Source organism: Lacihabitans lacunae, from assembly GCF_042649125.1.
GTDB lineage: Bacteria > Bacteroidota > Bacteroidia > Cytophagales > Spirosomataceae > Leadbetterella > Leadbetterella lacunae.
Genome location: NZ_JBHRYQ010000001.1, coordinates 1,532,445 through 1,555,611, shown reverse-complemented (window position 1 = coordinate 1,555,611; position 23,167 = coordinate 1,532,445). Strand labels below are relative to the sequence as shown.

Sequence of the window (23,167 nt, the reverse complement as noted above, 5' to 3'; positions counted from 1 at the left end):
ACTATAAAATTGAAAAAATTAAAATAGGTATTTCTACGCGTTTTTATTTTAAATATTTTCATTTACCTTTACAGCACGAAAGCAAATCACAATAAGGATTATTCCGTTGTGAAAACATTTAAGTCGCCCTCGTCTTACAATACTGGGGGCATTTTTTTTGCCCATAATCCACATAAAAAAAACACCTCGAAAAATAGATTTTAAGGTGTTTTTATGATTTTAAGTAACTGTAAGTTAGTTTTTTAAGCTTAGTAAAAAACTTTCTATGGCTATGTTTACTTGCTCGGGTTCTTCTATGGTAGAGGAGTGTCCGGCTTTTTCGATATAGACCAGTTTAGATTGTGGTATGTTTTCATGGATATACTGTGCTTTTGTGGCGTCGGTGGCTACGTCTTCACGGCCAACTATGATGAGTGCTGGCCCTTTAATGTCTTTGAGTTCGTGATCAAAACCGGGTCTTTCTATCACGCCTCTTACAGCCCTCACTATCGTCTTTTTGTTTTTTCTGAGTTCATTTTTCCAAGCTTCTATTTCGTCTGCTCGCTTTGGGTCATTCAAAAACGTTTTGCCAAACATAATCTTCATTACGGCATTAATTACGAAGCTCACGTTTACGCCAAAAATGCTCACTATAGTGTTCAATATTTTGTAGTTGGCCGTATGCGGTTCTTTTTGGGCGGAGGTTTCTAACATTATGCACGATTTTAGTAAGTCGGGCCTGCGGGCAGCGAGACGCATCGCCACAAAACCACCCATGGAAAGCCCAGCAAAATGCACTTTGCCAAGCTTTAGGGTTTCTATTAACTTGGCTGCATCGTCGGCCAGGGTATCCATGTCATAGCCCGATTCGGTCACCTCAGATTTACCTTGGCCGCGGTGGTCAAAGGATACAATTCTGTAGGCCGATTTGAAATATTCTACTTGTTTGTGAAATAGGTGCGTGCTCCAAAGTAAGCCATGAGAGAATACGATGGTTTCGGGGCCATCGCCTTGTATTTCGTAATAAATATCGCAGTCGTTTATTCTAATGGTAGGCATGTTAATTAGGTTATTTGCCAAAATTAGAGCAAATTTTGCTTACCTATATCAGTTATTTCGTTTTGTTATTGAGCGGTCTATTTTTGATATTAACTGCTTAGTATTTAGTAGCTTGAACTATTTTTTGAGTTCATTCCAAGTTTTTAGTAGGTCTTCACCAAGTGGCTTGGTGTCGATTGGCTGCGGGGCTTTTTGAATGTTGGCCAATCGCTTTTTTGTCATGGGGTGCGTACTCAGATATGCCGGTATGCTCATGCCAGTTTTTTGTTCTTCTTTTTGTAATATTTGCATTAAACCTACCATGCCTTGGCTGTCTAACTTATTGTGGCTCATCACTTCTAGGCCTTTTAGGTCTGCTTCGGTTTCCATGTTTCGACTATACGATAAACCCGCAATGCTGTGTGCTTTGTCAAAGGCGAAGTCTAGCATGCCGCCTGCATCGCCAAATATTAAACCTAAAAATATTTTTCCCGAAAATTCCCTGCCCATGTTCTTGAGGCTGTGTTTGTTTTTAATATGCGAAACTTCATGGCCCAGAAGTGCCACTAGTTGTTCTGGTTTTTGAAGTTTGTCTAACATTTCGGTGTATACCACCACATGCCCACCAGGCAATGCAAAAGCATTAACTTGGTTGTCATCAATAACCGTAAATTTCAGTGGGTATTTAGTCTCAAAATCAATGTTTTGGGCAAACTGAGTTAGGGCTTTACTTTTCTTTTTATCTATTTTTTCATTGGCTATGAAGGATTCATATACTTTTTCGCCAAACTGAACTTCATACGCCATGGGTAAAGAAAGCACAGCTTGCTCTGCCATCCAGGGAAGTACAAAAACATATACACTAATCAATGCTGATGAAACCAAAATCATTAAAACTATTGCCCCTGATAGCCCGGAGTTTACCAATTCGTTTGCAAAAGCGGTAAAACCTTCTTTTCTTTTCGGAAGAGCGTGGCTTACCTGATTGGCAAATGCCGTGTGGTCTGTGTATTCTATACTTTGAAACGGGAAGGTACCAAACTGCAAAGTGGTTTTGCCCACACCTTTAAATTCAGAATGGCTCACCAAATTTACAGGCCAACTTTGGCTAGTTAAGCCGTCGGGGCTGACTATTATAGATTTAGTTGTGACATCATAAGCCAATTCACACGGATAGGGATTGCTGGTTTTCCCGTCAAAATAAACTCCTCTTTCCATTTTTTTAGATCAAGTCAATATCTAACCACGAGGCCAAATCTTCGCCTGTAGCATCTTTGTAATCTTCTTCGGTTTGCACAATAGCATCGGGGTTAAAAGTACCCTCAACGAGTAGTTTTTCTGCCAAATATTTGAACGTACGAACCTGTACAAATGGAAACGCTAAGCCAAGTGTGAATACCAATAAGATATAGTTAACGATAAATAGTTCGAAGAAATCGCCACCTGTCATTTTAGATTCTACACGGTGAAGGTAGTCGTTTTGCTCTATCGTAATGTTATTTATGTAATAGTTATACAGGTCTTTGGTATACCAAAAACTGTAAATTCCGAAGGTAATTAGAGAAAGGAAGATGCCTTTCAAATGTATAACAAACAGCTCAGAACCCTCTCCTTCATAGTCAAATTTAACATCTCCAAACCTGATGTTTGATATCATGTATTTTCTGATACGAGTAGTAAACCAAGGCGAATAGATGCCAATCGTGAGGATAGAAAGGATACTTCCAATAATCCATTCAGAAAACAATTCGGTGATTTGGCCGCGGTAGCCAAAGTGTATGTTTCGCCAAGTGGTACGTGAAAGTCTATAGCGGTAGCTGCCATGAAGTGCTATTGGGACCAATAAAAACAAGCCTGAATATAAAAATATGACAGCTAAAACAAGTTGCTGATTGTATGCCAGACTAGCATAAATTCCAAAAAATACGATAGCCGCAACCAATAGTTTTATAAATCCTTTGAAGAGTTCTTTGCCATTTCCTAAAAAGGCAAACGGACTATCCGCAAATTCGGTGTTTTCGTATAAATATTTGAGTTTCGAACATTTGGCCCAAGGATAATATAGGCCAAGGGTAACTATCGTCAATAAGAAATTAACAAATACAATGGAAAAGTACGCTGATCCTTTTCCTTTGAAAAAAAAACGATGTGGTTGAGTTTCGATGTAGTTTTCTTCGCTATTCATATTTGCTTGTACGGTAAGAGTAGTGTTTAGGTATTTGTATAAATGTCTTATAATAATTCTCTTAAAAAGAATATTAATTCAAGTTAAGTTTGTTTTTATTTATTTTCTCAAAAAAAAACAAAAAATGTATCAAATACTGATTTAAAGGTAAAGTTTATGAGAGGTTAAGGTTGAAAAGCTAAAAAAACGGTTTTCTTATTTTAGCCTTACATACAATTTTTATATTCTTACCACTTCTCCAGTTTTTACCGATTCATCACAAGCAAAAGCTACTTCTAGGCTGCTTACGGCATCTTGAATGTGGTCGGTAAGGTCTTTGTCTTCTAAAATAGCGTTTAAAAAATAAGTTTGCTCTCTTTTGCAAAGCTCATTGTGGTCGGGCTCATCAGTAAGATCTATCCACTCGTCTTTTCTGGTGAAATTATTTGCAGCGTCAATGTCTGCATAGTGCACTTTTAGCGACTCAGTTTTGGTGTGGGCATCTACATTGTCTGACTGCCCGGCTTTAGCGGCATCTTTGGCCACTATTGAAACACAACCTTTTGGTCCGATTACATCTTTTACAAAAAACGCAGTTTCAGACATCATTGGTCCCCAACCGGCTTCATACCAGCCCACAGAGCCATCCTCAAATCTAATTTGTAGCTGTCCATAATTGTAGTTTCCGTCCGGAATATCGTCGGATAAGCGTGCTCCTATGGCACTCACCCACACGGGTTTTGAGCGTGTCATCTGACACATGACATCTATATAATGTACGCCACAGTCTACAATCGGGCTAAGACTTTTCATGAGGTTACGGTGTACATTCCACATAACACCGTGACTTTGCTGATTGAGGTTCATTCGCATCACCAAGGGTTTTCCCATGGTTTGAGCCACTTCTACAAATTTCTCCCAAGATGGGTGGACCCTTAAAATGTAGCCAATAACCAGTTTTTTATTTAACCGCAATGCTGTTTCCGCTACTTTTTTGGCTCCTGCTACAGTATCTGCCAATGGTTTTTCTATAAATACGTGGCAGTCTGCATTTAGTGCTGTAAGTGCAAAGGCCTCGTGAGTATCGGGGTAGGTGGAAATACATACGGCATCTGGTTTGGTTTCTGCAAGGGCAACTTCATAGTCTGCAAATAGGGGGTAGCTTCCTCCAAGTTTTTCGTTTAGCGTTTCTTTGCTTTTACCGGTAGAAACTATGCCGCATATCTCAAATTCATCCATTTGGTGATAAGCAAGAGCATGTGCTGTTCCCATGTTTCCACATCCTACTACCAGTACTCGTATTTTTTTCATCCCCTTTGTTTTTTAGTTTTCTACTTCTATTTCGATAGCTTCAGTATCTGCTTCGTAGGTTTTCACTACGTGTACTATAGATGCATACGAATTCTCCATGGCTTTTTTCAGGTCTTGGTTGTTCATCCAAACTACTTCCTCTATACCTTCGTCATGTTGTGGCTTCATTTTTTTATCTGAAATAGACTTCAGACTGTACCATTTGGTTTGTTTCAAGGCTATTTTTCCTTTAATGGAATAGGTATGCCAAGTCGTGCATATTTTTTTATCTACTTTTACTTTAACACCACATTCTTCTTCTACTTCTCTTTTGGCGGTTTGTTTTGATTTTTCACCCTGATCTGCTTTTCCTTTGGGTAAATCCCAAAAACCTAGTCTTTTAATTAGCAGCTTTTCGTCTTTATCATTAGTAGCTATTCCCCCAGCAGCTTTTATATGAATGAAATTTTTCTTAAGTTCTTTTTTTGTTTTTGCTTCGTCCGAAACCATAAAAACTATTGACCTTAAACCTTCAATTTTGTTTTTCTGAAGATAAGATATAAAACGGATTAAGTTTTTATTATCAATGTTTTTAATCAGGATTTGCCCACTAAGTTCAGTAAACTCGACTAGGTCCTCGTGGAGGTCAAATTTGGCATCAAATTTGGCGAAGTCATTAGAAATCTGAATGGTGTTTTCGGCGATGTTAAGCGGGATATTGTTTACAAATAGAATCATAATGTTAATTTAAGTGACAAAATTAAGGCATTAAAATAAAATTATACCTTTCTAAGATTAATTTTTGCAAACATCCCCATTTGTTTTTTAAAAAATTTGTTACTTTGCAATCAAATCAGTTCAGATGACTTAAAGTTAGTTATCAAAATCTTTAATGGAAATATTTCTCATATTTTTTCTAATTCTACTTAATGGTATGTTTTCAATGGCCGAAATAGCCTTGGTATCATCCCGAAAAACTAAATTAGAAATTGCCGCTAAAAACGGAAACAAAAAGGCACATGCAGCTTTATTGCTCGCAAACTCTCCTGGTAAATTTCTCTCTACTGTTCAAATTGGTATTACTTTAATTAGTATTCTAACCGGTATTTTCTCCGGTGATACTTTTAAGGGATATATTATGCCATTTTTTGAGCAGTTTGATGCTTTGAAACCTTATTCAGAGGGCGTATCTGTATTTTTTATCACGCTTATGGTTACTTTCGTTACCTTGATTTTTGGTGAATTAGTACCCAAAAGGATAGGAATGGCGAAAGCTGAAGAGATCGCGATGATAGCGGTCAAGCCCATGAACGTGATGTCAATAATCACATCTCCTTTTATTTGGCTTTTAAGTAAAACATCAGATCTTATTTTTAAAGTTTTGGGACTTACCGAAAACGACAATTCGGTTACTGAAGAAGAAATCAGAACCCTGATGCAAGAAGGTGCAAGTGGTGGAACAATTGAAGAGATTGAGCACGAGATAGTTCAGAATGTTTTTCATTTGGGAGATAGAAAAATTACATCTTTGATGACCAATATCAACGAAGTGACATTTCTTGATATTGACGACGACTTTATTGATAATAAAGTTAAAATTATTACAAAGAAACATTCGGTTTATCCTGTTTGTCAAGACGGCATAAATGACATGCGAGGTTTACTATATATCAAAGATCTTCTAGGAAAAAATATGGATGAAGAGCTTCAGATTCTTGAAAAGAATCTTCGTCCGCCACTATATATTCCTGAAAATAACCATGCCTATCAAGTCCTTGAGAAGTTTCAAGAAGAAAGAATTCATTTTGGGGTAATTGTTGATGAATATGGAAATGTGGTCGGAATTGTAACCATGAATGATATTTTGGATGCATTAGTAGGAGACATATCCGAAACCAATGAGTTCGAATTTGAGATTTTTGAACGTGAAGACGGAAGTTATTTGATAGATGCTTCACTTCCATTTGACGACTTCTTAAATGAATTTGAGATAGAGCTTTCTAATAGAAAAGAATATACCGGCTTTGATACCATGGGTGGCTTTGCCTTAGATATTTTAAAAGAGATTCCTGCCACAGGAGACCATTTTGAATGGAAAAATTTTAAGTTCGAAATTATCGATATGGACAAAAACAGAATCGATAAAATGCTTGTAACTAGGATAGAAGAAGAAGACCAAGAAGAAGAAAAAAAATGACCACAGCACGAAAAATCGCCTCGTTTTTATTAAAAACTAAAGCAGTGAAGCTTAGTCCTGAACAACCTTTTAAATGGAGCTCTGGATGGAATTCTCCCATCTATTGTGACAATAGAATTACGCTTTCGGACGTAGAGGCGAGGACTTTTATTAAAAAAGCACTAGCCAAAGCCATTAAGAAAAACTTTCCGGAGGTGGATTTAATAGCAGGTGTGGCTACTGCGGGTATTGCTCAAGGAGCTCTAGTGGCTGATTATATGAACTTGCCGTTTGCCTATGTACGTCCGAAGCCAAAAGAGCACGGCATGGGAAATCAGATAGAAGGAAAAATAGAGAAAGGTCAAAAAGTGGTGGTTTTAGAGGACTTGATTTCTACGGGAGGTAGTTCTATTAAAGCCGCGGAAGCACTTACAGCACAAGGAATAGAAGTAGTGGGCATGATTGCTATTTTTACCTATGGATTTAAAATTGCGGATGATAATTTCGCAGAAAAAAACCTTAAGTTAGTCACATTAAGCAACTATAACTTCCTCATAGACGAAGCTCTAAAACAAGAGTATGTAAAACCTTCTGATGTGGAATCGTTGAAGAAATGGAGGAGGAATCCTGCTAAGTGGTAAATAGGAAATTTAGAAAATATACTAAAAAAGCAAGTCTACGGACTTGCTTTTTTGCTTTTAAAAATATCTGTGAGGTTATTTTCTTCTCACCCAAACAAGTCGCTACTCAGGTATCGGTCTCCTCTGTCGCAACATATAAATACGATCACCCCTGATTCTAATTCTTGGGCTAATTTAATTGCAGCTGCTGCTTGCCCTCCTGAGCTCATGCCGCCAAAAATAGCTTCTTTTTTTGCTAACAATCGGACATATTTAGTTGACTCTTCCTGCGAAATATCAAAAACTCGGTCTACTCTTTTTGGATCGAATATTTTGGGTAAATATTCCGTTGGCCATCTTCTAATACCAGGTATTGAAGAGCCTTCCGTGGGTTGGCAGCCTACTATTTGAATATCAGGATTTTGTTCTTTTAAAAACATTGAAGTACCCATTATAGTACCTGTAGTACCCATTGAGGCTACAAAATGCGTGATTTTCTGGTCAGTATCTCTCCATATTTCAGGGCCTGTAGTTTTGTAATGAGCCAAAAAATTATCGGGATTTGCAAATTGGTTAAGTTGCAAATAGTCCTCCTTTTGAGACATTTCGTCAGCGTAGTCACGGCAGGCTTCTATTCCTTCTAACAAAATTACTTTGGCACCATAAGCCTCCATTGTAGTTACTCGCTCTTTAGTAGAGTTTGATGGCATAATAAGTTCTATTTCAATACCATATAGGCCCGCTATCATGGCCAAGGCTATGCCTGTATTTCCACTAGTGGCCTCTATGAGTTTCATGCCGGGTTTAATGTCTCCTCGCTCTATGGCACTTTTAATCATGTTGTAAGCCGGCCTGTCTTTTACACTACCGCCTGGGTTATTTCCTTCGAGTTTGGCGTAAATTTTAACCTTAGGGTTTGGATTCAAATGCTGAATTTCAGCTAAAGGTGTGTTACCTATTAAGTCGAGTATGCTTGCCATGTATTATTTTTTATTTCTTGAGTTTATAACCTATTTCAATTGTAAAAGGTGCCTTCCTATTCTTTTTTTAAACAAAAATAGAGATGCTTAATTATTCTGAAACTAAAAAAAATAAAACTTTCACCTTCCAAAATCCATGATTAATCCCATGTTTTTTGATTTTATCTATTGAAAATCCGTTTAAGTCGTGGATTGGTGGTTTTATTAAAAAAAAATTTTATTTTCGCATATCTTCTAATCTTAATCAATAAACTTATGCTTAAAAAACTATTTATGGTTTTGGGCTTTTTTGGTAGCATTTCTTTTGCCAATGCTCAAAGGCCAGCCGCTTCAACTTATAACGCCAACACTAGATTTGAGCAGTTAGGAAGCGTACTTCCCACTCCCAATACCTTTCGTACAGCATCGGGGGCTCCGGGTAAAGACTATTTTCAAAACAAAGCCGACTACGCCATCAAAGCCGAACTTGATGATGTAAATCAAAGAATCGTGGGTTCTGAGGTAATTACCTACACTAACTTTTCTGGGGATGACCTTCGTTACCTTTGGCTTCAGTTAGATCAAAACCTTTTTCAAGAAAACTCTATTAACGCATTGTCTAAAACTGGTGGAGTTAATCCCCAAATGTCTGCCAACCAATTAAAAGGAATGAATTCGCCAAGTTCCGTGAATAGCACCATTAATGCAGATAAAAAGTACGGTTATGACATCAAGTTTGTAAAAGACGTGAAGGGGAACCCACTTCCGTATACAATCAATGGTACTATGATGCGAGTTGATTTGCCGATTGCTCAAAAACCAGGTGTGGCGGTTTCTATCAAAATCGATTGGGAATATAACATTACAGAATATTACGGTAGATCAGGGTATGAATATTTCGAAAAAGATGGAAATTACAACTACTTTATCGCTCATTGGTTTCCACGTATGTGTGTGTATGACGACGTAAGCGGATGGCAAAACAAGCAGTTTTTGGGCCAAGGAGAGTTTACGCTTCCTTTTGGAGACTACAAGGTAGAAATAACTGTGCCTGATGACCACCTTGTAGGTGCCACAGGAGAGTGTTTGAACTATAGCAAAGTATTATCTAAAACGCAGCAACAAAGAATGAAAGATGCCGCGAGTTCAAAAACTCCGGTTATTATAGCAACCCAAGCTGAGGCAGAGAGTAGAATGAAAATTAAAAGTTCTAAAAAGCAAACATGGTCATTTGCAGCTCAAAATGTGAGAGATTTTGCTTTTGCGAGTTCAAGAAGATTTATTTGGGATGCTATGCAAACCGACGTGTATAATAACGGTAGAAAAATTTGGAGTATGTCATTTTATCCAAAAGAAGGAAATCCGCTTTGGGAAAAATATTCAACTCGCGTGGTAGAACATACCTTGAAGTCGTACGGTAATCGTACAATCGAATACCCATATCCAGTGGCTATCTCGTGTCACTCTACAGCAAGGGGTGGTATGGAATATCCAATGATCAGCTTTAACGGTGGTCGTCCGGAAGAAGACGGAACATATTCAGAGGCTACCAAATATGGTATGATTGGCGTTATTATCCACGAAGTGGGGCACAACTTTTTCCCAATGATTGTAAACACAGACGAGCGTCAGTGGTCGTGGATGGACGAAGGCTTGAATACTTTTTGCCAGTATTTGGCAGAAAAAGAATGGGACAAAGACTACCCGGCCAGAAGAGGAGAGCCTCAGGATATTGTTTCTTACATGAAAACAGATCCAAGTCAGCAAGTGCCTATCATGAGTTCATCTGATAACATCATGGCCTTTGGCCCTAATGCGTATGCTAAACCTGCAACTGGTTTAAATATTTTGAGAGAAACAGTGATGGGAAGAGAGCTTTTTGACAAAGCTTTCAAGGAATACGCTCAAAGATGGGCATTTAAAAGCCCAATGCCAGCTGACTTTTTTAGAACTTTAGAAGACGCCTCAAGTGTGGATTTGGATTGGTTTTGGAAAGGGTGGTTTTATACAGTCGAGCCTGTGGATCAAGACTTAGTAGAAGTAGAATGGTTCTCTTTAGATACTCAAAATCCTGAAATATCAAAAGCAGAAGCAAAAGCAGAAAGTGAAGCTAAGAAACAGACCATGAGTACAATTAGAAACAAAACGGATATCCCTCAATCTGTAGTAGAAGCAGATCCTAGTATGAAAGATTTTTATAATTCTTACGATCCGTTCACGGTTTCAGAATCTGATAAAAAGAAATATGAAGCTTATGTAGCCTCACTTTCTCCCGAAGAAAAAACTTTGATAGAAACGGGCATGAACTATTATACCCTTAAAATCAAAAACAAAGGTGGCCTAGTTATGCCTGTGATATTCCAAGCGGAGTACGAAGACGGAACAAAAGAAGATTTTAGATATCCAGCTGAGATTTGGAGATTGAATGATAAGGAGATTTCTAAAACTGTGGCAACCAAGAAAAAAGTTAAGAAGTTTAACTTAGATCCATATTTCCAAATTGCGGATATCGATACCTCAAACAACGTTTTCCCAAGAGAGCCAGAAGCACCAACGAAGTTTCAGTTGATGAAACAACGCTCGTTCACAGCTCCTAAAAACCCAATGCAAATTGCCAATGAAAGCAAAGACGCAGGAGTTGGAAGCAGTGGAAAGAATTAATTTAACAATTTAGAGATATTTGAAAATCCTTCAGCATATAAACTGAAGGATTTTTTTTGCTACGTTATGCAACTAATCCATTTTTCTTTCATCTTTAAATCGAAACCTTTAAATCTGGTTAGTTATTAGTTATCTAGATAAAAATACGGAATTGGTAGAACGCTGCAAACAAGGCAACCCTAAGGCTCAATATGAGCTTTATTCCTTGTATGCAAAAGCTATGTATAATACCGCACTTCGTATTGTTAAGTTTGCAGAAGAAGCCGAAGATGTGCTCCAAGAAGCATTTTTAGATGCTTTTACTAAGTTGGATTCTTTTAGAGCAGATTCCACATTTGGGGCTTGGTTAAAAACCATTGTAGTAAACAAAGCATTGGGTAAACTAAAGCAAAAGAGGCAGTTTTTTGAAGAATTAAATGAGAGCCATTTTAATCAATCTGAAGAAGATTATTCAGGGCAAGAAGATTTTGATGTATCTCAAGTTCAGAAAATCAAAAAAGGAATCTTTGATTTGCCGGACGGCTACCGACTTATTTTGAGTTTATATCTTTTTGAAGGCTATGACCATGGAGAAATAGCCGAAATAATGGGAATCAAAGAGAGTACATCACGAAGCCAGTTTTTGAGGGGAAAACAAAAATTATTAGCATCGCTTTCAGTATAAAACCTATGAAATTAGAAGATTTAATTAAAAAAAATAAAGAACTTTTTGAAGACGAGCTTCCAAAAGGCCTTTGGCAAAACATTTCGAAAGAGGTAAAGCCGAAAAAAAACCTGTGGTTTAGTAGTAAAAATATATTCAGATATGCAGCTGGGTTGTTGATTTGCCTAGGATTTGGGTATTATTTGGGACAAAAAAACATGAACCAAAACACGTATTACACTGCCGATAGAGCGGCTAATACCACTTTGGTTTCTTTTTCGAAAACAATTGAGCAAAAAAGAGAAAAGTTAGATTTTTTGAAAGGAAAAGACCCCGAGCTTTATGCCTCTTTCATGGAAGACTTGTCTCAGCTTGAAGAGAGTTTTAAGTATTTGAAAATAGAATTAGATAATAATCCAAATCAAGATCAAGTGTTGGAAGCCATGAAAGAAAATTTAAAGTTGCAGATAGACCTTTTAAACAAACAAACGCAGATAGCGGAGAAGTTTGAACTTTACCTTTAATTAGTTTTAGAATTCAGAAAAATGAAAAATATAGTAATAATTCTCGGGCTAATTTTATTGCAGAGCTCTGCTTTTGCAATAGATGAAGCCATGATAGAGCAAAAAAAGGAATTTAAATATTCGTTTTCGGCTAAATCGACTGATGTTTTGGATATTTCAAATCATTATGGAGACATCAAAGTGGTTTTTTGGAGTAAAGACGCTGTGCAAACCAATGTCACCGTCACCGCAAATGCTCCAAACAGCAGTATGTTGGAAGAGCTTTTCGGCTCAATAAATATTAGTGGTAAAAAAGTGGGGTCTCAAATTCGTATTAGTACCCTCATTGATAAATCGAGTTCGTTTTCGAGTTGGTCTAGCAAGTCAAAAGGCAAGCCGACAAATTTCAGAATCGACTATTTGATTTATATGCCAGCAGACTTAGAACTCAAACTTTCTAATTCGTTTGGAGAGGTTATTTTGCCTGACTTTAAGGCACCATTGAGCCTGAATTTGAACTATTGCACCCTCGTGGCTGATAACATTCAAAATAGGCAGTCTAGCCTAAATTTAAATTACGGCTCTGCCGATATCGGTACTATTTCTGGTGGAAATATTAATTCCAATTTTATGAATATTAATATCTCTGAAGCTAAAAATATGATATTAAATAATAACCATGGCCGCATTAACGTAAAAACCATGGAAGATCTCGAAGGTATTTTAAATTATTCGAAAGGCTTATTGGGAAATATCAAAGACGAAGTTAAGTTGAAGCTAAATTTCTCTAATAATTTAATAATTAAAAATATAGACGAGCATATTAATAATTTGGAGATTTCGTCTAATTATTCGGATCTCGATTTGCCAATTTCTAACAAATTCAACGGGAGTTTCGATATTAAAACCACCCACGGTACATTTTTGATCAATCCGGCATTGTCTGTAATTTTCTACCGAAATTCAGAAAAAGATAAAAAGACAAGCACGGGTAGGTCTACTTCTAATTTTTACCAAGGGAAAATAGGCACAAACACCCAAAAAGGCAAAATTGTGATAATCTCGAACTACGGCGATGTTAAAATTAAATAAATCAATATTGACCTGTGCTAAGCATAACCAGGGTGCAGGCTTCTATAGTTTCTATTTGCTCCGATTCTAATTCTTTCTCAAATTTAGGATTCTCAGTTCCTGGATTAAAAATCACTCTTCTAGGCTTTAAGTTTTTTATGAAATCATAATATTGCTCTTGGTTTTTTGGGTTCAAATACAAAGTTACGGTGTCTATATCTGATATTTTGCTTGGATCTGTTTCAATCATATGATTCGCTACTTCCCCAGTTTTGTTTCCCAATAATGCAATTTTATTTCCTTTTGAAAGTAGCATATTTGCCGCTTTATAGGCATATCTATCGGCTTTTGTACTTGCACCCAGTACCAATGTTTTATCTTTCATTACTAGTTTTTATTTCTTTTAATTTGAGCTTTCAGCCTCCTTTTACTAATGTTTTTTGAATAAAATAAGTTTCATTTTTTGAATGTAGCCAAACAAAGACTTGGTTCGTTTTAGTTTATAATTTTTAAATGTTATTTTTATTCTAAAATGATTTAAATTTGTTAAAAAAATAAGATTAGATATGTCGATGTTTGATATGATGGGAATGATGGGCAAAGTAAAAGAAATGCAGTCTAAAATGCAGGAAGCCCAAGACAAGTTAAGCGATATCACGGCCGAAGGAGAGTCAGGCGGCGGTATGGTTAAGGCATTGGTAAATGGTAAAAAAGAATTGTTGAATATCGAAATCGAGCCTGAACTAATCAATCCAGCTGATGCGAAAATGTTGTCAGATTTGATAGTAGCAGCGGTAAATAATGCTTTGTCTACAGTAGAGGGAAAAGCCAAAGTAGAAATGGAAAAAGTTACAGAAGGTATTATTCCTAAAATTCCAGGGTTTGATCTTGGTGACATGTTTAAAAAATAAGCATGTTAAAAACCGCAGTTGTTATTCTTAACTATAATGGAAAAGCTTTCCTTGAGCAGTTTTTGCCTTCAGTGTGTTCAAACTGTCCTTCAGGGTCTGTTTTTATTATAGATAATCACTCTACAGATAATTCCATTAATTTTTTGGAGTGTAATTATCCACAAATTGAGATAATTAGATTGCCTGCGAACTTTGGTTTTGCGGGCGGTTATAATCAGGGTTTGGCTCAAATTGAAGCTGAAAATTTCGCATTGATCAATTCTGATGTGGAACTAACTACTAATTGGCTAATACCATTAGAGCAAATTTTAGATTCAAATCCAAATGTTGCGGCTGTTCAACCCAAAATTTTAGATTTTAATAACAAATCTAAGTTTGAGTATGCAGGTGCTGCAGGCGGATTTCTCGATGTATTGGGCTATCCGTTTTGTAGAGGAAGAATCTTTGATGAAGTTGAAACTGACCAAAAGCAGTATGAGCAAACAAACCCAATTTTTTGGGCAACAGGTGCTTGTTTTTTTGTGCGTTCCAAGGTTTTTAATGATTTGAGAGGTTTCGATGCACGATTTTTTGCTCACATGGAAGAAATAGATCTTTGCTGGCGAATTCAAAACAAAGGCTTTGAGATTCTTTACACACCAGAATCCACGGTTTATCATGTAGGTGGCGGAACGCTTCATAAGTCTAATCCTTTTAAAACGTATTTGAATTTTAGAAATAACTTAGCGATGCTTTTCAAGAATTTGCCATTTGTTTGGTTAGTTCCTATTTTGTTTACCAGAATGATTTTAGATGGAATTTCGTCACTGAAGTTTCTGAAAGCTGGGGAGTATGCCAATATTTGGGCGATTATTAAAGCTCACTTTGGGTTTTATAAAATGATTCCCTATTTGATTCAAAAAAGGAATGGCTCATTTTTAGGTTTCAAAAAGCTACATAAAACGTCTATCGTGTGGGACTATTTTGTAAAAGGTAAGAAAACGTTTAACCAATTATGATTAAAATAGGTATAACGGGAGGGATTGGTTCGGGCAAAAGTATCGTCCGTAGGATATTCTCTCATATAGGTTTTCCTACTTATGATGCAGACCAAAGAGCGAAGAGCCTGATGAATTGTAATACTGAAATAGTAGGAGAAATAACCTCACTTTTTGGTTATGGTGCTTACCAAGATGGTGTTTATCAGCGAGAATTTGTTTCAAAACAGGTTTTCTCAAATCCAGACTTACTTTTAAAGCTAAATCAAATTGTTCATCCAGCCGTAAAACTTGATTTTGAAAACTGGGCGAATAACCAAAAAACAGAGATTGTTATTAAAGAAGCTGCAATTATGTCTCGCCAGTCTGGACTTGATAAAATCATTTGGGTGTCTTCTCCCGAAGAGTTGCGAATTAAAAGAATTTTAAAAAGAGATACCCATAGAGGAGAGGAGCAAATCAAAAAGATTATTGCTCAGCAAAAAACAGAAAATGAATTTAAAGAAATTTCGGATTTTGAAATAATCAATGACGAAAAGATTCTACTTATCCCTCAGGTTTTAAAAACAATAAGTACTTTGGGAATTAGTATTTAAACTTAGTTTTCAAAGCTTTAACATTAGCAGCAAGTTCTTTATCTACGCCAATCAAATCATTTATAGTCTGAATAGCATGAATCACCGTGCTGTGGTCTCTTCCACCAAAATGGTAGCCAATAGCTTTCAGTGACAGAGAAGTCATTTCTTTGGCTAGATACATAGCCACTTGCCTAGGCAATACCACTTCTCTAAGTCTAGTTTTACCTTTGATATCGGCAATTTTGATTTCAAAAAAACTGGTTACTTCTTCAATGATTTTATCGATAGATATCACTTTTTGGCTTTCTTCTACAATACTTTTCACCCTAAATTTGGCCATATCAAGGTCAATCTTCCTCTTTGTAAGCGAAGAGTCGGCTATAAGCGAAATCACTACGCCTTCTAATTCTCTTACATTGGAGTCAATGCAATGAGCTAAATATTCCACGACTTCGTCATCCATTTCTGCCATTTCTTCTTCCACTTTGTTTTGGATGATGGCAATTCTGGTTTCAAGGTCCGGTGCTTGAATATCGGTAGTTAAACCCCATTTAAATCGAGACAAAAGCCTGTCTTCCATACCCGAAAGTTCTCTTGGAGATCTATCAGAGGTCATCACTATTTGTTTACCCGATTGATGTAAATGGTTAAAAATATGGAAAAATGTTTCCTGTGTTTTTTCTTTTCCTGATAAAAACTGAACGTCATCTAAAATCAAAACATCAACTTGCATATAAAATGCCATGAAATCTTGAAGACTATTTTCTCGAATGGAATTAATAAATTGGCTGGTAAACTTCTCAGAGGACACATAAAGTACAAACTTCGGAGTTTCGCTTTGTGATTCTATGTAGTTTCCAATGGCCTGTACTAGATGGGTTTTTCCTAAACCAACACCACCATATATCATAAGTGGGTTAAAAGATGTCGTACTTGGTTTTTGAGCCACAGCATAACTGGCTGCACGAGCCAATCTGTTACAGTCTCCTTCCACAAAGTTTTCGAATGAATAGCTTTTATTTAAAAAAGATTCGTGTTGGGCGTCCGTCAGTGCCTTGAAATCAAACGGATTTTTTAGATTAGTTGGCGGGTCTTGCTTATTCTTAAAACCGCCGTTGTAATATTCTTTTTTGGGAGGCTCTACAATTTTTAGTGGTGTCACTTGTGCTTTTGGTGCACCTCGGTCTATAATAATAGAATATTCAAGTTGTCCGTCTTTCCCTATAGCGAAATCAAGTGCTTTTCTTAGTACCTTAACATAATTGTCTTCTAACCATTCATAAAAAAACTGACTTGGAACCTGAATAATAAGTCTTTTATTGATCAGTTTATAGGGTACAATAGGTTCAAACCAAGTTTTAAAACTTTGCTCAGTGATATTTTCACGTATCACCTTAAGGCAATTCTGCCATACACTCACTACATCGTTTTGAACCAGGGTTTCCAAATTATTAAAGTATTATTTCTTTTATGTTAGACTCAGATTTGTTTTTGGGGTTACAAAAATATAAAAAATAAGTGGTTTAGAAATCATAAAAATGAATTATTGTTTTAAACTTTTATTGTAGGTTTTCTGCAAACTTCAAAAAGTTCAAGTACGCCTGTTACCTATTAATATTATCGATAAATATAAACTTAGAAAAGTTCAATAAAAAAAATGTGAACTTAGATAAAAATGAATAATTTTGTTCTTGAATTTCAAAAAATATGATACTGAAAAAATATCTGTCCTCTATTATTGCATTTGTTGTATTATTTTTAGTTAGTCAGACAAAGTTGTCATTTCTGTTGCATCCTCAGGTGTGGTTGATATTCGCTTTTTTCTTTTCGCTAGATTTTTTAATAAAAATTTTAGTAGAGCAAGGAATGGCCAATAAAAGAGAAAACTTTATCCAATTTTACCTTTCTACCATTGTTTTGAGGTTTATTTTGCTCTTAATTTTTATTGCTTTTGGTCTTTATCAATATCCTGAGCAGAAGAACTTATTCGTCGGTAACGTTTTTGTATTATATTTATTTTTTACATTTTTTGAAATTTCAGTTATACTTCGTAAATTGCGACGTTTTTGATAAACAGACAGAATAGTTAAAGAATTTTAATAATAAAACATGTTTAAGTACATATTTACAATTTTTGTTTCGGTATTTTTATTTGGCTCACCAGCTTTTGCACAGCACGAAGAAGCCGTTCACACTGAATCATCGCATGAGCAAACTCATGAAGAAGAAAAATTTGATATTGGAAGCATGATCATGCACCACATATCTGACGAACATGGTTGGGAATTTACACACTCAGTTAAACTTCCATTGCCAGTCATATTATACACGGCAGATAGAGGTTTAGAATTATTCTCGTCATCTAAGTTAGATCATGGTCAAGTTTATAATGGGTATAGAAATGATCACGAGCATATTGTAAGAATCAACGAGGACGGTTCTGTTAATGAGGCTGTTCATCCAATGGATTTTTCGATAACCAAGAATGTAGCAACCTTGATGATAGGAGCGTTACTTTTGTTATTGATTTTTACTGCAGTTTCAAAAGGATATACCACTAATAAAGGAAAAGCACCAAAAGGAATTCAGTCGTTCATGGAGCCTTTGATCGTGTATATGAGAGACGAAGTAGTTAAGCCGTCAATAGGTAAAAATTATGGGAAGTATTTCCCTTACTTGTTAACATTGTTTTTCTTCATCTTTATTAATAACCTTTTAGGTTTATTGCCAGGTGGAGCTAACTTAACGGGTAATATTGCAATTACTTTAGTTTTGGCATTAATTTCGTTTTTGATTACAAACCTTTCTGCTAACAAATATTATTGGAAACACATATTACTTCCTGATACTCCTAAATGGATGTGGGCGATTATGATTCCAGTAGAGGTTGTGGGTGTTTTGATGAAGCCATTATCGTTAATGATACGACTTTTTGCAAACATTACAGCAGGTCACATCATTATGTTGAGTTTGTTTGGTTTGATATTTATTTTTAAAAATTGGGCAGTAGCACCAGCAGTAGGAGTTTTTGCATTATTTATGAGTGCTATTGAACTTTTGGTTGCATTTTTACAAGCCTTTATTTTTACGCTGTTGACTTCAATGTATATTGGAAGTGCCATAGAAGAGCATCACGCAGATCATTAATTAAAAATATTCTTTGCTAGTCCCTGTAGCGAAGCTTTACAATTAAAATTTTCTTGAGGGAAGAAAAAAATAATATATTATGTCTTTATTGAACATTATCTTACAAGCAGTAGCAGACGGTAAAGGTCTTGCAGTTATGGGTGCAGGTATCGGAGCTGGTTTAGCCGCTATCGGTGCTGGTCTTGGTATCGGTAAAATCGGTGGTAGTGCAATGGAAGGTGTTGCACGTCAGCCAGAAGCTGCTGGTAAAATCCAGTCAATGATGATTATCATCGCTGCCTTGATTGAGGCCGTAGCTCTTTTTGCTGCTGTAATTTGTCTTTTGATTTCATTCAAAATGGCTTAATCCATTTGAGGAATCTGAAATCCCAACATTATTCACATTAGGTGTTAATGTTGGGTTTCTTTAGTTACTAATTATTATCTATAATATTTTTAAAAAAAACATGGAATTATTAAATCCGAGCCCGGGTCTTTTGTTTTGGCAATTAGTTGTTTTTGGTTCGTTAGTTTTTCTTCTTTGGAAATTCGCTTGGAAAGGTATCATCGCTGGTTTAAAAGAACGTGAAGGTGATATCGAATCGGCGTTAAGAATGGCTGAGGAAACTAGAGCCGAGATGGCTAAACTTAAATCAGATAACGAAACTTTGGTTGCTGAAGCAAGAAAAGAAAGAGATTCAATCATTAAAGAGGCTAAAGAGGCTTCTGAAAGAATGATTTCTGAAGCTAAAAGTCAGGCAGTTACTGCAAGTAACAAAGTAATGGAAGATGCTAGAGAGGCATTGGCTCAAGAAAGAGTGGCTATGATTAGTCAAGTTAAAAAGGAAGTTGCGACACTCTCTATTGAAATTGCTGAGAAAGTAATGAGAAAAGAATTGTCAGATAAAAAATCTCAACAAACTTTTGTTTCTGAATTAATATCAGATGCAAAATTAAATTGATCCAAAAGATTAAAAAATAAGTATATATGTCAGAATCAGTTGTAGCTTACCGTTATGCCAAGGCATTGATTGACTTAGCGAATGAGCAGGGAGTAGTTAAAGAGGTTAACGAAGACATGTCGTTTTTTGAACAAATATGTAAAGAAAATGATAATTTCGTTGCTGTTATGGCTAATCCTATCGTAAGACATGATAAGAAATTGAATATTTTAAAAAAAATATTTGAAAATAATGTAAATAAAGTGACTTTTACGATTTTTGGTGTCTTAACTAAAAAGAACAGGGAAAAACTTATTTACCCAATAGCAAAAGAGTTTCAAAAACTTTATAACCTTCAGACGGGTGTAGAAGTTATATCTGTAACCTCAGCAGTAGAACTGACAAATGATCAAAAAGAACAATTTAAGAAGATTGTTGCTGAAGTTACAAAAAGAGATATTATATTGAACGAAAATATAGACGAGAGCTTAATAGGCGGATATGTACTACGAGTAGGAGATACCCAAATTGACACTAGCGTTAAAAAGAAATTGAATGAGCTGAAGTTAGCTTTAGCATAAAAAGTATTAGTTTTCATGGCTATAAAGTTGAGAAAGGCCTCCGTGATTTCGGAGGTTTTTTCTTTTTTAGTGTTTTTGTTTTTTTTTCAATCAAACAAAAAATAGAGAATTAGGCGTTTTTTTGTATTCTAAATAAGTGAAGACCTATACTTCTAACTCTCCTTAATTGTCTTCTAAGTTTTTTAAATCTTGACTGTCCGACACCTCGTTTTAAAGATGCTCCTGGAGTGTTAATATTTTCATTATCGATAAAGCTTTAGATATTATTTTAATTGTTCTTCATTATTCTTGATTTTGTTATTAAGGATTTTAAATATACTAATTAACTTTTCGCTAACAGTAACTTTTACCTCTACTACTAAAGCACCTTTTCGTTCTTTAGCAGCGTTGTTAGTTAAGCATAGTAAATGCTTCTCCATTTAATAGACATGTTTTATCTATAGAAAGAGGTTGTCTTAAATTTTTTGGACACAAAATACAAGATTGAGCATGCTAAATCTATTGACAGCTATTAAAGTTACTTTAATGTGTTGGGTATTTTTCTTCTTAATATTTACCTTCTAATTGCTAGAATTTGCCGAGGGTTTTACACAAATTTGAGCGATGTTAAATAATTACTTTTAAAAAGTCCCTGAATTCAGATGATATTATAATTCCATTTGCTTACGTATTTCAATTACCATAATTTGTTTTTCTCGAACTATTATTTATACATTTCCTTATTATAATGTTTAAAAAACATATGGCTTATCCCTCAAAGCAAAATTCCGAAAGCTTTCCTCTTCAAAATTGTATTTCGACTCTAATTTTTGACTTCAAATTCATTGGGAATTGAATTAAGTTCAGTTATGTAAATATTATCCGTATTGTCAACTCTAACTAAATCATAATATTCGAATTGTCCTTTCGGTTAATAGTTTGGATAAAATCTTGAATCATTAAATATTTTTTTACTCAAAAGAAATATGAAATTTCATGCCCTCTGCTTTTGTTTGATCCGATATTACGCAAAAAGTGGCGAGTTAAAGAATAGGATTAAATAAAGAAGGTTTATAGAGATATGAAGTATTTAAAAATGTAAGTAATTGGGGTTAAGTAAGTTTAATAAAAGGGGTAAAAAAGATATGCAAGTATAATTTGGAAATGCGGAAAAGTAAGTGGTATCTTTGCACTCCCAAAACGGCAGAGGCCTTGGAGTTAAAGCGGAAAGAGGGAAATAAAGTTCATAATAATTCTTAAATTTTTTTCTCTTAAAATTTGGAATGTAAAAAAAGGTTATTACCTTTGCACCCCGGTTGAGAGATAGGGAAAAAATAAGGAGCTATTAGATAGCACAAGTTCACGATATAGAGTGGAATAAAGTTCATTAACTTGTTGGGGATATAAACAAAGAAATTATACTAAGAATTTAAGTTAGGAGATCTTTTCGTATTAAAGTAATTTACTATGGAGAGTTTGATCCTGGCTCAGGATGAACGCTAGCGGCAGGCTTAATACATGCAAGTCGAGGGCCTAGCAATAGGACCGGCGAACGGGTGCGTAACGCGTATGCAACCTACCTGTATCAGGGGGATAGCCCTAGGAAACTGGGATTAATACCGCATAATAATAGGAATGGCATCATTTTTATTTGAAAGATTTATTGGATACAGATGGGCATGCGTAGGATTAGCTAGTTGGAGTGGTAACGGCACACCAAGGCGACGATCCTTAGGGGCTCTGAGAGGAGTAACCCCCACACTGGCACTGAGATACGGGCCAGACTCCTACGGGAGGCAGCAGTAGGGAATATTGGGCAATGGAGGCAACTCTGACCCAGCCATGCCGCGTGCAGGAAGACGGTCCTCTGGATTGTAAACTGCTTTTGAATGGGAAGAATGTGCTCCTTGCGAGGGGTAATGACGGTACCATTAGAATAAGCCACGGCTAACTACGTGCCAGCAGCCGCGGTAATACGTAGGTGGCGAGCGTTATCCGGATTTATTGGGTTTAAAGGGTGCGTAGGCGGCTTAGTAAGTCGGTGGTTAAAGGTAGTCGCTTAACGATTTTACATGCCACCGATACTGTTGAGCTTGAGTTATTTGGAGGCAGCTAGAATTTCCGGTGTAGCGGTGAAATGCATAGATACCGGAAGGAATACCAATTGCGAAGGCAGGTTGCTACAAATATACTGACGCTGATGCACGAAAGCGTGGGGATCAAACAGGATTAGATACCCTGGTAGTCCACGCCGTAAACGATGATTACTAGTTGTTGGGTTTTCGGACTCAGTGACCAAGGGAAACCGATAAGTAATCCACCTGGGGAGTACGCCGGCAACGGTGAAACTCAAAGGAATTGACGGGGGTCCGCACAAGCGGTGGAGCATGTGGTTTAATTCGATGATACGCGAGGAACCTTACCTAGGCTAGAATGTGAGCGAATTATTCAGAGATGGATAAGTCAGCAATGACGCGAAACAAGGTGCTGCATGGCCGTCGTCAGTTCGTGCCGTGAGGTGTTGGGTTAAGTCCCGCAACGAACGCAACCCCTATTGTCTGTTGCCATCAGGTTATGCTGGGGACTCAGGCAAGACTGCCTACGCAAGTAGAGAGGAAGGAGGGGACGACGTCAGGTCATCATGGCCCTTACGCCTAGGGCGACACACGTGCTACAATGGTTGGTACAGAGTGCAGCGAGCTAGCAATAGTAAGCGAATCACAAAAAGCCAATCACAGTTCGGATTGGGGTCTGCAACTCGACCCTATGAAGCTGGAATCGCTAGTAATCGCATATCAGCCATGATGCGGTGAATACGTTCCCGGACCTTGTACACACCGCCCGTCAAGCCATGGGAGTTGGGTAGACCTGAAGCGGAAGGTAAAAGACTTCGTTAGGGTAGAACTAGCGACTGGGGCTAAGTCGTAACAAGGTAGCCGTACCGGAAGGTGTGGCTGGAACACCTCCTTT

22 protein-coding genes and 1 rRNA gene are annotated in these 23,167 nt (G+C 36.6%); 14 read left to right on the top strand and 9 right to left on the bottom strand.

What is annotated here, in order from left to right; genetic code table 11:
• Positions 1-234 precede the first annotated feature (234 nt).
• The 5 genes from ACFOOI_RS06795 to ACFOOI_RS06775 all read right to left on the bottom strand — a co-directional run bounded on the left by ACFOOI_RS06795 (position 235) and on the right by ACFOOI_RS06775 (position 5,209).
• Complete coding sequence (locus tag ACFOOI_RS06795) at positions 235-1,038, bottom strand: alpha/beta fold hydrolase (protein WP_379836414.1); 804 nt, start codon at positions 1,036-1,038, stop codon at positions 235-237.
• A gap of 117 nt (positions 1,039-1,155) precedes the next feature.
• Positions 1,156-2,235 (bottom strand): M48 family metallopeptidase, encoded by a 1,080-nt coding sequence (locus ACFOOI_RS06790; RefSeq protein ID WP_379836412.1) that lies wholly within the window; start codon positions 2,233-2,235, stop codon positions 1,156-1,158.
• 4 nt (positions 2,236-2,239) lie between these two features.
• Positions 2,240-3,202, bottom strand: a complete 963-nt coding sequence (locus tag ACFOOI_RS06785; RefSeq protein WP_379836410.1) for a YjgN family protein — start codon at positions 3,200-3,202, stop codon at positions 2,240-2,242.
• Between the two features lie 219 nt (positions 3,203-3,421).
• A complete protein-coding gene (locus ACFOOI_RS06780) occupies positions 3,422-4,492 on the bottom strand; it encodes a Gfo/Idh/MocA family protein (RefSeq protein WP_379836408.1) in 1,071 nt (356 codons plus the stop codon).
• 12 nt (positions 4,493-4,504) lie between these two features.
• Positions 4,505-5,209: an NUDIX hydrolase gene (locus tag ACFOOI_RS06775; protein ID WP_379836406.1), complete on the bottom strand. Its 705-nt coding sequence runs from the start codon at positions 5,207-5,209 to the stop codon at positions 4,505-4,507.
• Positions 5,210-5,363: 154 nt separating this feature from the next.
• Here ACFOOI_RS06775 and ACFOOI_RS06770 point away from each other — a divergent pair, with 154 nt between their 5' ends.
• Both ACFOOI_RS06770 and pyrE read left to right on the top strand, forming a co-directional pair.
• A complete protein-coding gene (locus ACFOOI_RS06770; RefSeq protein WP_379836404.1) occupies positions 5,364-6,668 on the top strand; it encodes a hemolysin family protein in 1,305 nt (434 codons plus the stop codon).
• The gene (gene pyrE / locus ACFOOI_RS06765; protein WP_379836402.1) at positions 6,665-7,288 is read left to right on the top strand and encodes an orotate phosphoribosyltransferase; all 624 of its coding nucleotides are present in this window, start codon (positions 6,665-6,667) and stop codon (positions 7,286-7,288) included. Before ACFOOI_RS06770 ends, pyrE begins: the two co-directional genes overlap by 4 nt.
• 86 nt (positions 7,289-7,374) lie before the next feature.
• Here the strand turns inward: pyrE and cysM are convergent, their stop codons facing one another.
• A complete protein-coding gene (cysM, locus tag ACFOOI_RS06760; RefSeq protein WP_379836400.1) occupies positions 7,375-8,247 on the bottom strand; it encodes a cysteine synthase CysM in 873 nt (290 codons plus the stop codon).
• Between the two features lie 255 nt (positions 8,248-8,502).
• On the opposite strand from cysM, the gene ACFOOI_RS06755 reads away from it, so the two are divergent.
• From ACFOOI_RS06755 to ACFOOI_RS06740, 4 genes are all read left to right on the top strand, one after another.
• Positions 8,503-10,887, top strand: coding sequence for a M1 family metallopeptidase (locus ACFOOI_RS06755; RefSeq protein WP_379836398.1), 2,385 nt, complete (start codon positions 8,503-8,505; stop codon positions 10,885-10,887).
• Between the two features lie 151 nt (positions 10,888-11,038).
• Positions 11,039-11,551 carry an RNA polymerase sigma factor gene (locus ACFOOI_RS06750; RefSeq protein WP_379836396.1) on the top strand — a complete coding sequence of 171 codons (513 nt, stop codon included), beginning with the start codon at positions 11,039-11,041 and terminating at the stop codon, positions 11,549-11,551.
• Positions 11,552-11,556: 5 nt separating this feature from the next.
• On the top strand, positions 11,557-12,054 hold the full coding sequence (locus ACFOOI_RS06745; protein ID WP_379836394.1) for a hypothetical protein: 498 nt from the start codon (positions 11,557-11,559) through the stop codon (positions 12,052-12,054).
• Positions 12,055-12,075: 21 nt separating this feature from the next.
• Entirely contained in the window at positions 12,076-13,125 is a 1,050-nt protein-coding gene (locus tag ACFOOI_RS06740) for a hypothetical protein (RefSeq protein ID WP_379836392.1), read from the top strand.
• Between the two features lies 1 nt (position 13,126).
• Here ACFOOI_RS06740 and ACFOOI_RS06735 read toward each other — a convergent pair whose 3' ends face one another.
• Positions 13,127-13,489 (bottom strand): CoA-binding protein, encoded by a 363-nt coding sequence (locus ACFOOI_RS06735; RefSeq protein ID WP_379836390.1) that lies wholly within the window; start codon positions 13,487-13,489, stop codon positions 13,127-13,129.
• A 187-nt stretch (positions 13,490-13,676) separates the two neighbouring features.
• Here ACFOOI_RS06735 and ACFOOI_RS06730 point away from each other — a divergent pair, with 187 nt between their 5' ends.
• Genes ACFOOI_RS06730 through coaE form a run of 3 tightly spaced genes read left to right on the top strand, consistent with a single transcriptional unit; the run spans position 13,677 to position 15,588 of the window.
• Positions 13,677-14,015, top strand: coding sequence for a YbaB/EbfC family nucleoid-associated protein (locus ACFOOI_RS06730; protein ID WP_379840181.1), 339 nt, complete (start codon positions 13,677-13,679; stop codon positions 14,013-14,015).
• Positions 14,016-14,017: 2 nt separating this feature from the next.
• Entirely contained in the window at positions 14,018-15,013 is a 996-nt protein-coding gene (locus ACFOOI_RS06725; protein ID WP_379836388.1) for a glycosyltransferase family 2 protein, read from the top strand.
• Complete coding sequence (coaE, locus tag ACFOOI_RS06720; RefSeq protein ID WP_379836386.1) at positions 15,010-15,588, top strand: dephospho-CoA kinase; 579 nt, start codon at positions 15,010-15,012, stop codon at positions 15,586-15,588. The genes ACFOOI_RS06725 and coaE overlap by 4 nt, the downstream gene beginning before the upstream one ends.
• On the opposite strand, the gene dnaA is transcribed toward coaE, so the two are convergent.
• On the bottom strand, positions 15,578-17,017 hold the full coding sequence (dnaA, locus tag ACFOOI_RS06715) for a chromosomal replication initiator protein DnaA (protein ID WP_379836384.1): 1,440 nt from the start codon (positions 17,015-17,017) through the stop codon (positions 15,578-15,580). The two genes, coaE and dnaA, sit on opposite strands and share 11 nt — an antisense overlap.
• A gap of 662 nt (positions 17,018-17,679) precedes the next feature.
• Here dnaA and atpB point away from each other — a divergent pair.
• The 4 genes from atpB to atpH all read left to right on the top strand — a co-directional run bounded on the left by atpB (position 17,680) and on the right by atpH (position 20,218).
• On the top strand, positions 17,680-18,717 hold the full coding sequence (atpB, locus tag ACFOOI_RS06710; protein ID WP_379836382.1) for a F0F1 ATP synthase subunit A: 1,038 nt from the start codon (positions 17,680-17,682) through the stop codon (positions 18,715-18,717).
• 79 nt (positions 18,718-18,796) lie between these two features.
• Complete coding sequence (gene atpE, locus ACFOOI_RS06705) at positions 18,797-19,063, top strand: ATP synthase F0 subunit C (protein WP_379836381.1); 267 nt, start codon at positions 18,797-18,799, stop codon at positions 19,061-19,063.
• A 100-nt stretch (positions 19,064-19,163) separates the two neighbouring features.
• On the top strand, positions 19,164-19,658 hold the full coding sequence (gene atpF, locus ACFOOI_RS06700; protein WP_379836380.1) for a F0F1 ATP synthase subunit B: 495 nt from the start codon (positions 19,164-19,166) through the stop codon (positions 19,656-19,658).
• 26 nt (positions 19,659-19,684) lie between these two features.
• Positions 19,685-20,218, top strand: coding sequence for an ATP synthase F1 subunit delta (gene atpH / locus ACFOOI_RS06695; RefSeq protein ID WP_379836378.1), 534 nt, complete (start codon positions 19,685-19,687; stop codon positions 20,216-20,218).
• Positions 20,219-20,481: 263 nt separating this feature from the next.
• On the opposite strand, the gene ACFOOI_RS06690 is transcribed toward atpH, so the two are convergent.
• The gene (locus ACFOOI_RS06690) at positions 20,482-20,637 is read right to left on the bottom strand and encodes a hypothetical protein (RefSeq protein ID WP_379836376.1); all 156 of its coding nucleotides are present in this window, start codon (positions 20,635-20,637) and stop codon (positions 20,482-20,484) included.
• Between the two features lie 1,024 nt (positions 20,638-21,661).
• On the opposite strand from ACFOOI_RS06690, the gene ACFOOI_RS06685 reads away from it, so the two are divergent.
• Positions 21,662-23,167 (top strand): 16S ribosomal RNA (locus tag ACFOOI_RS06685).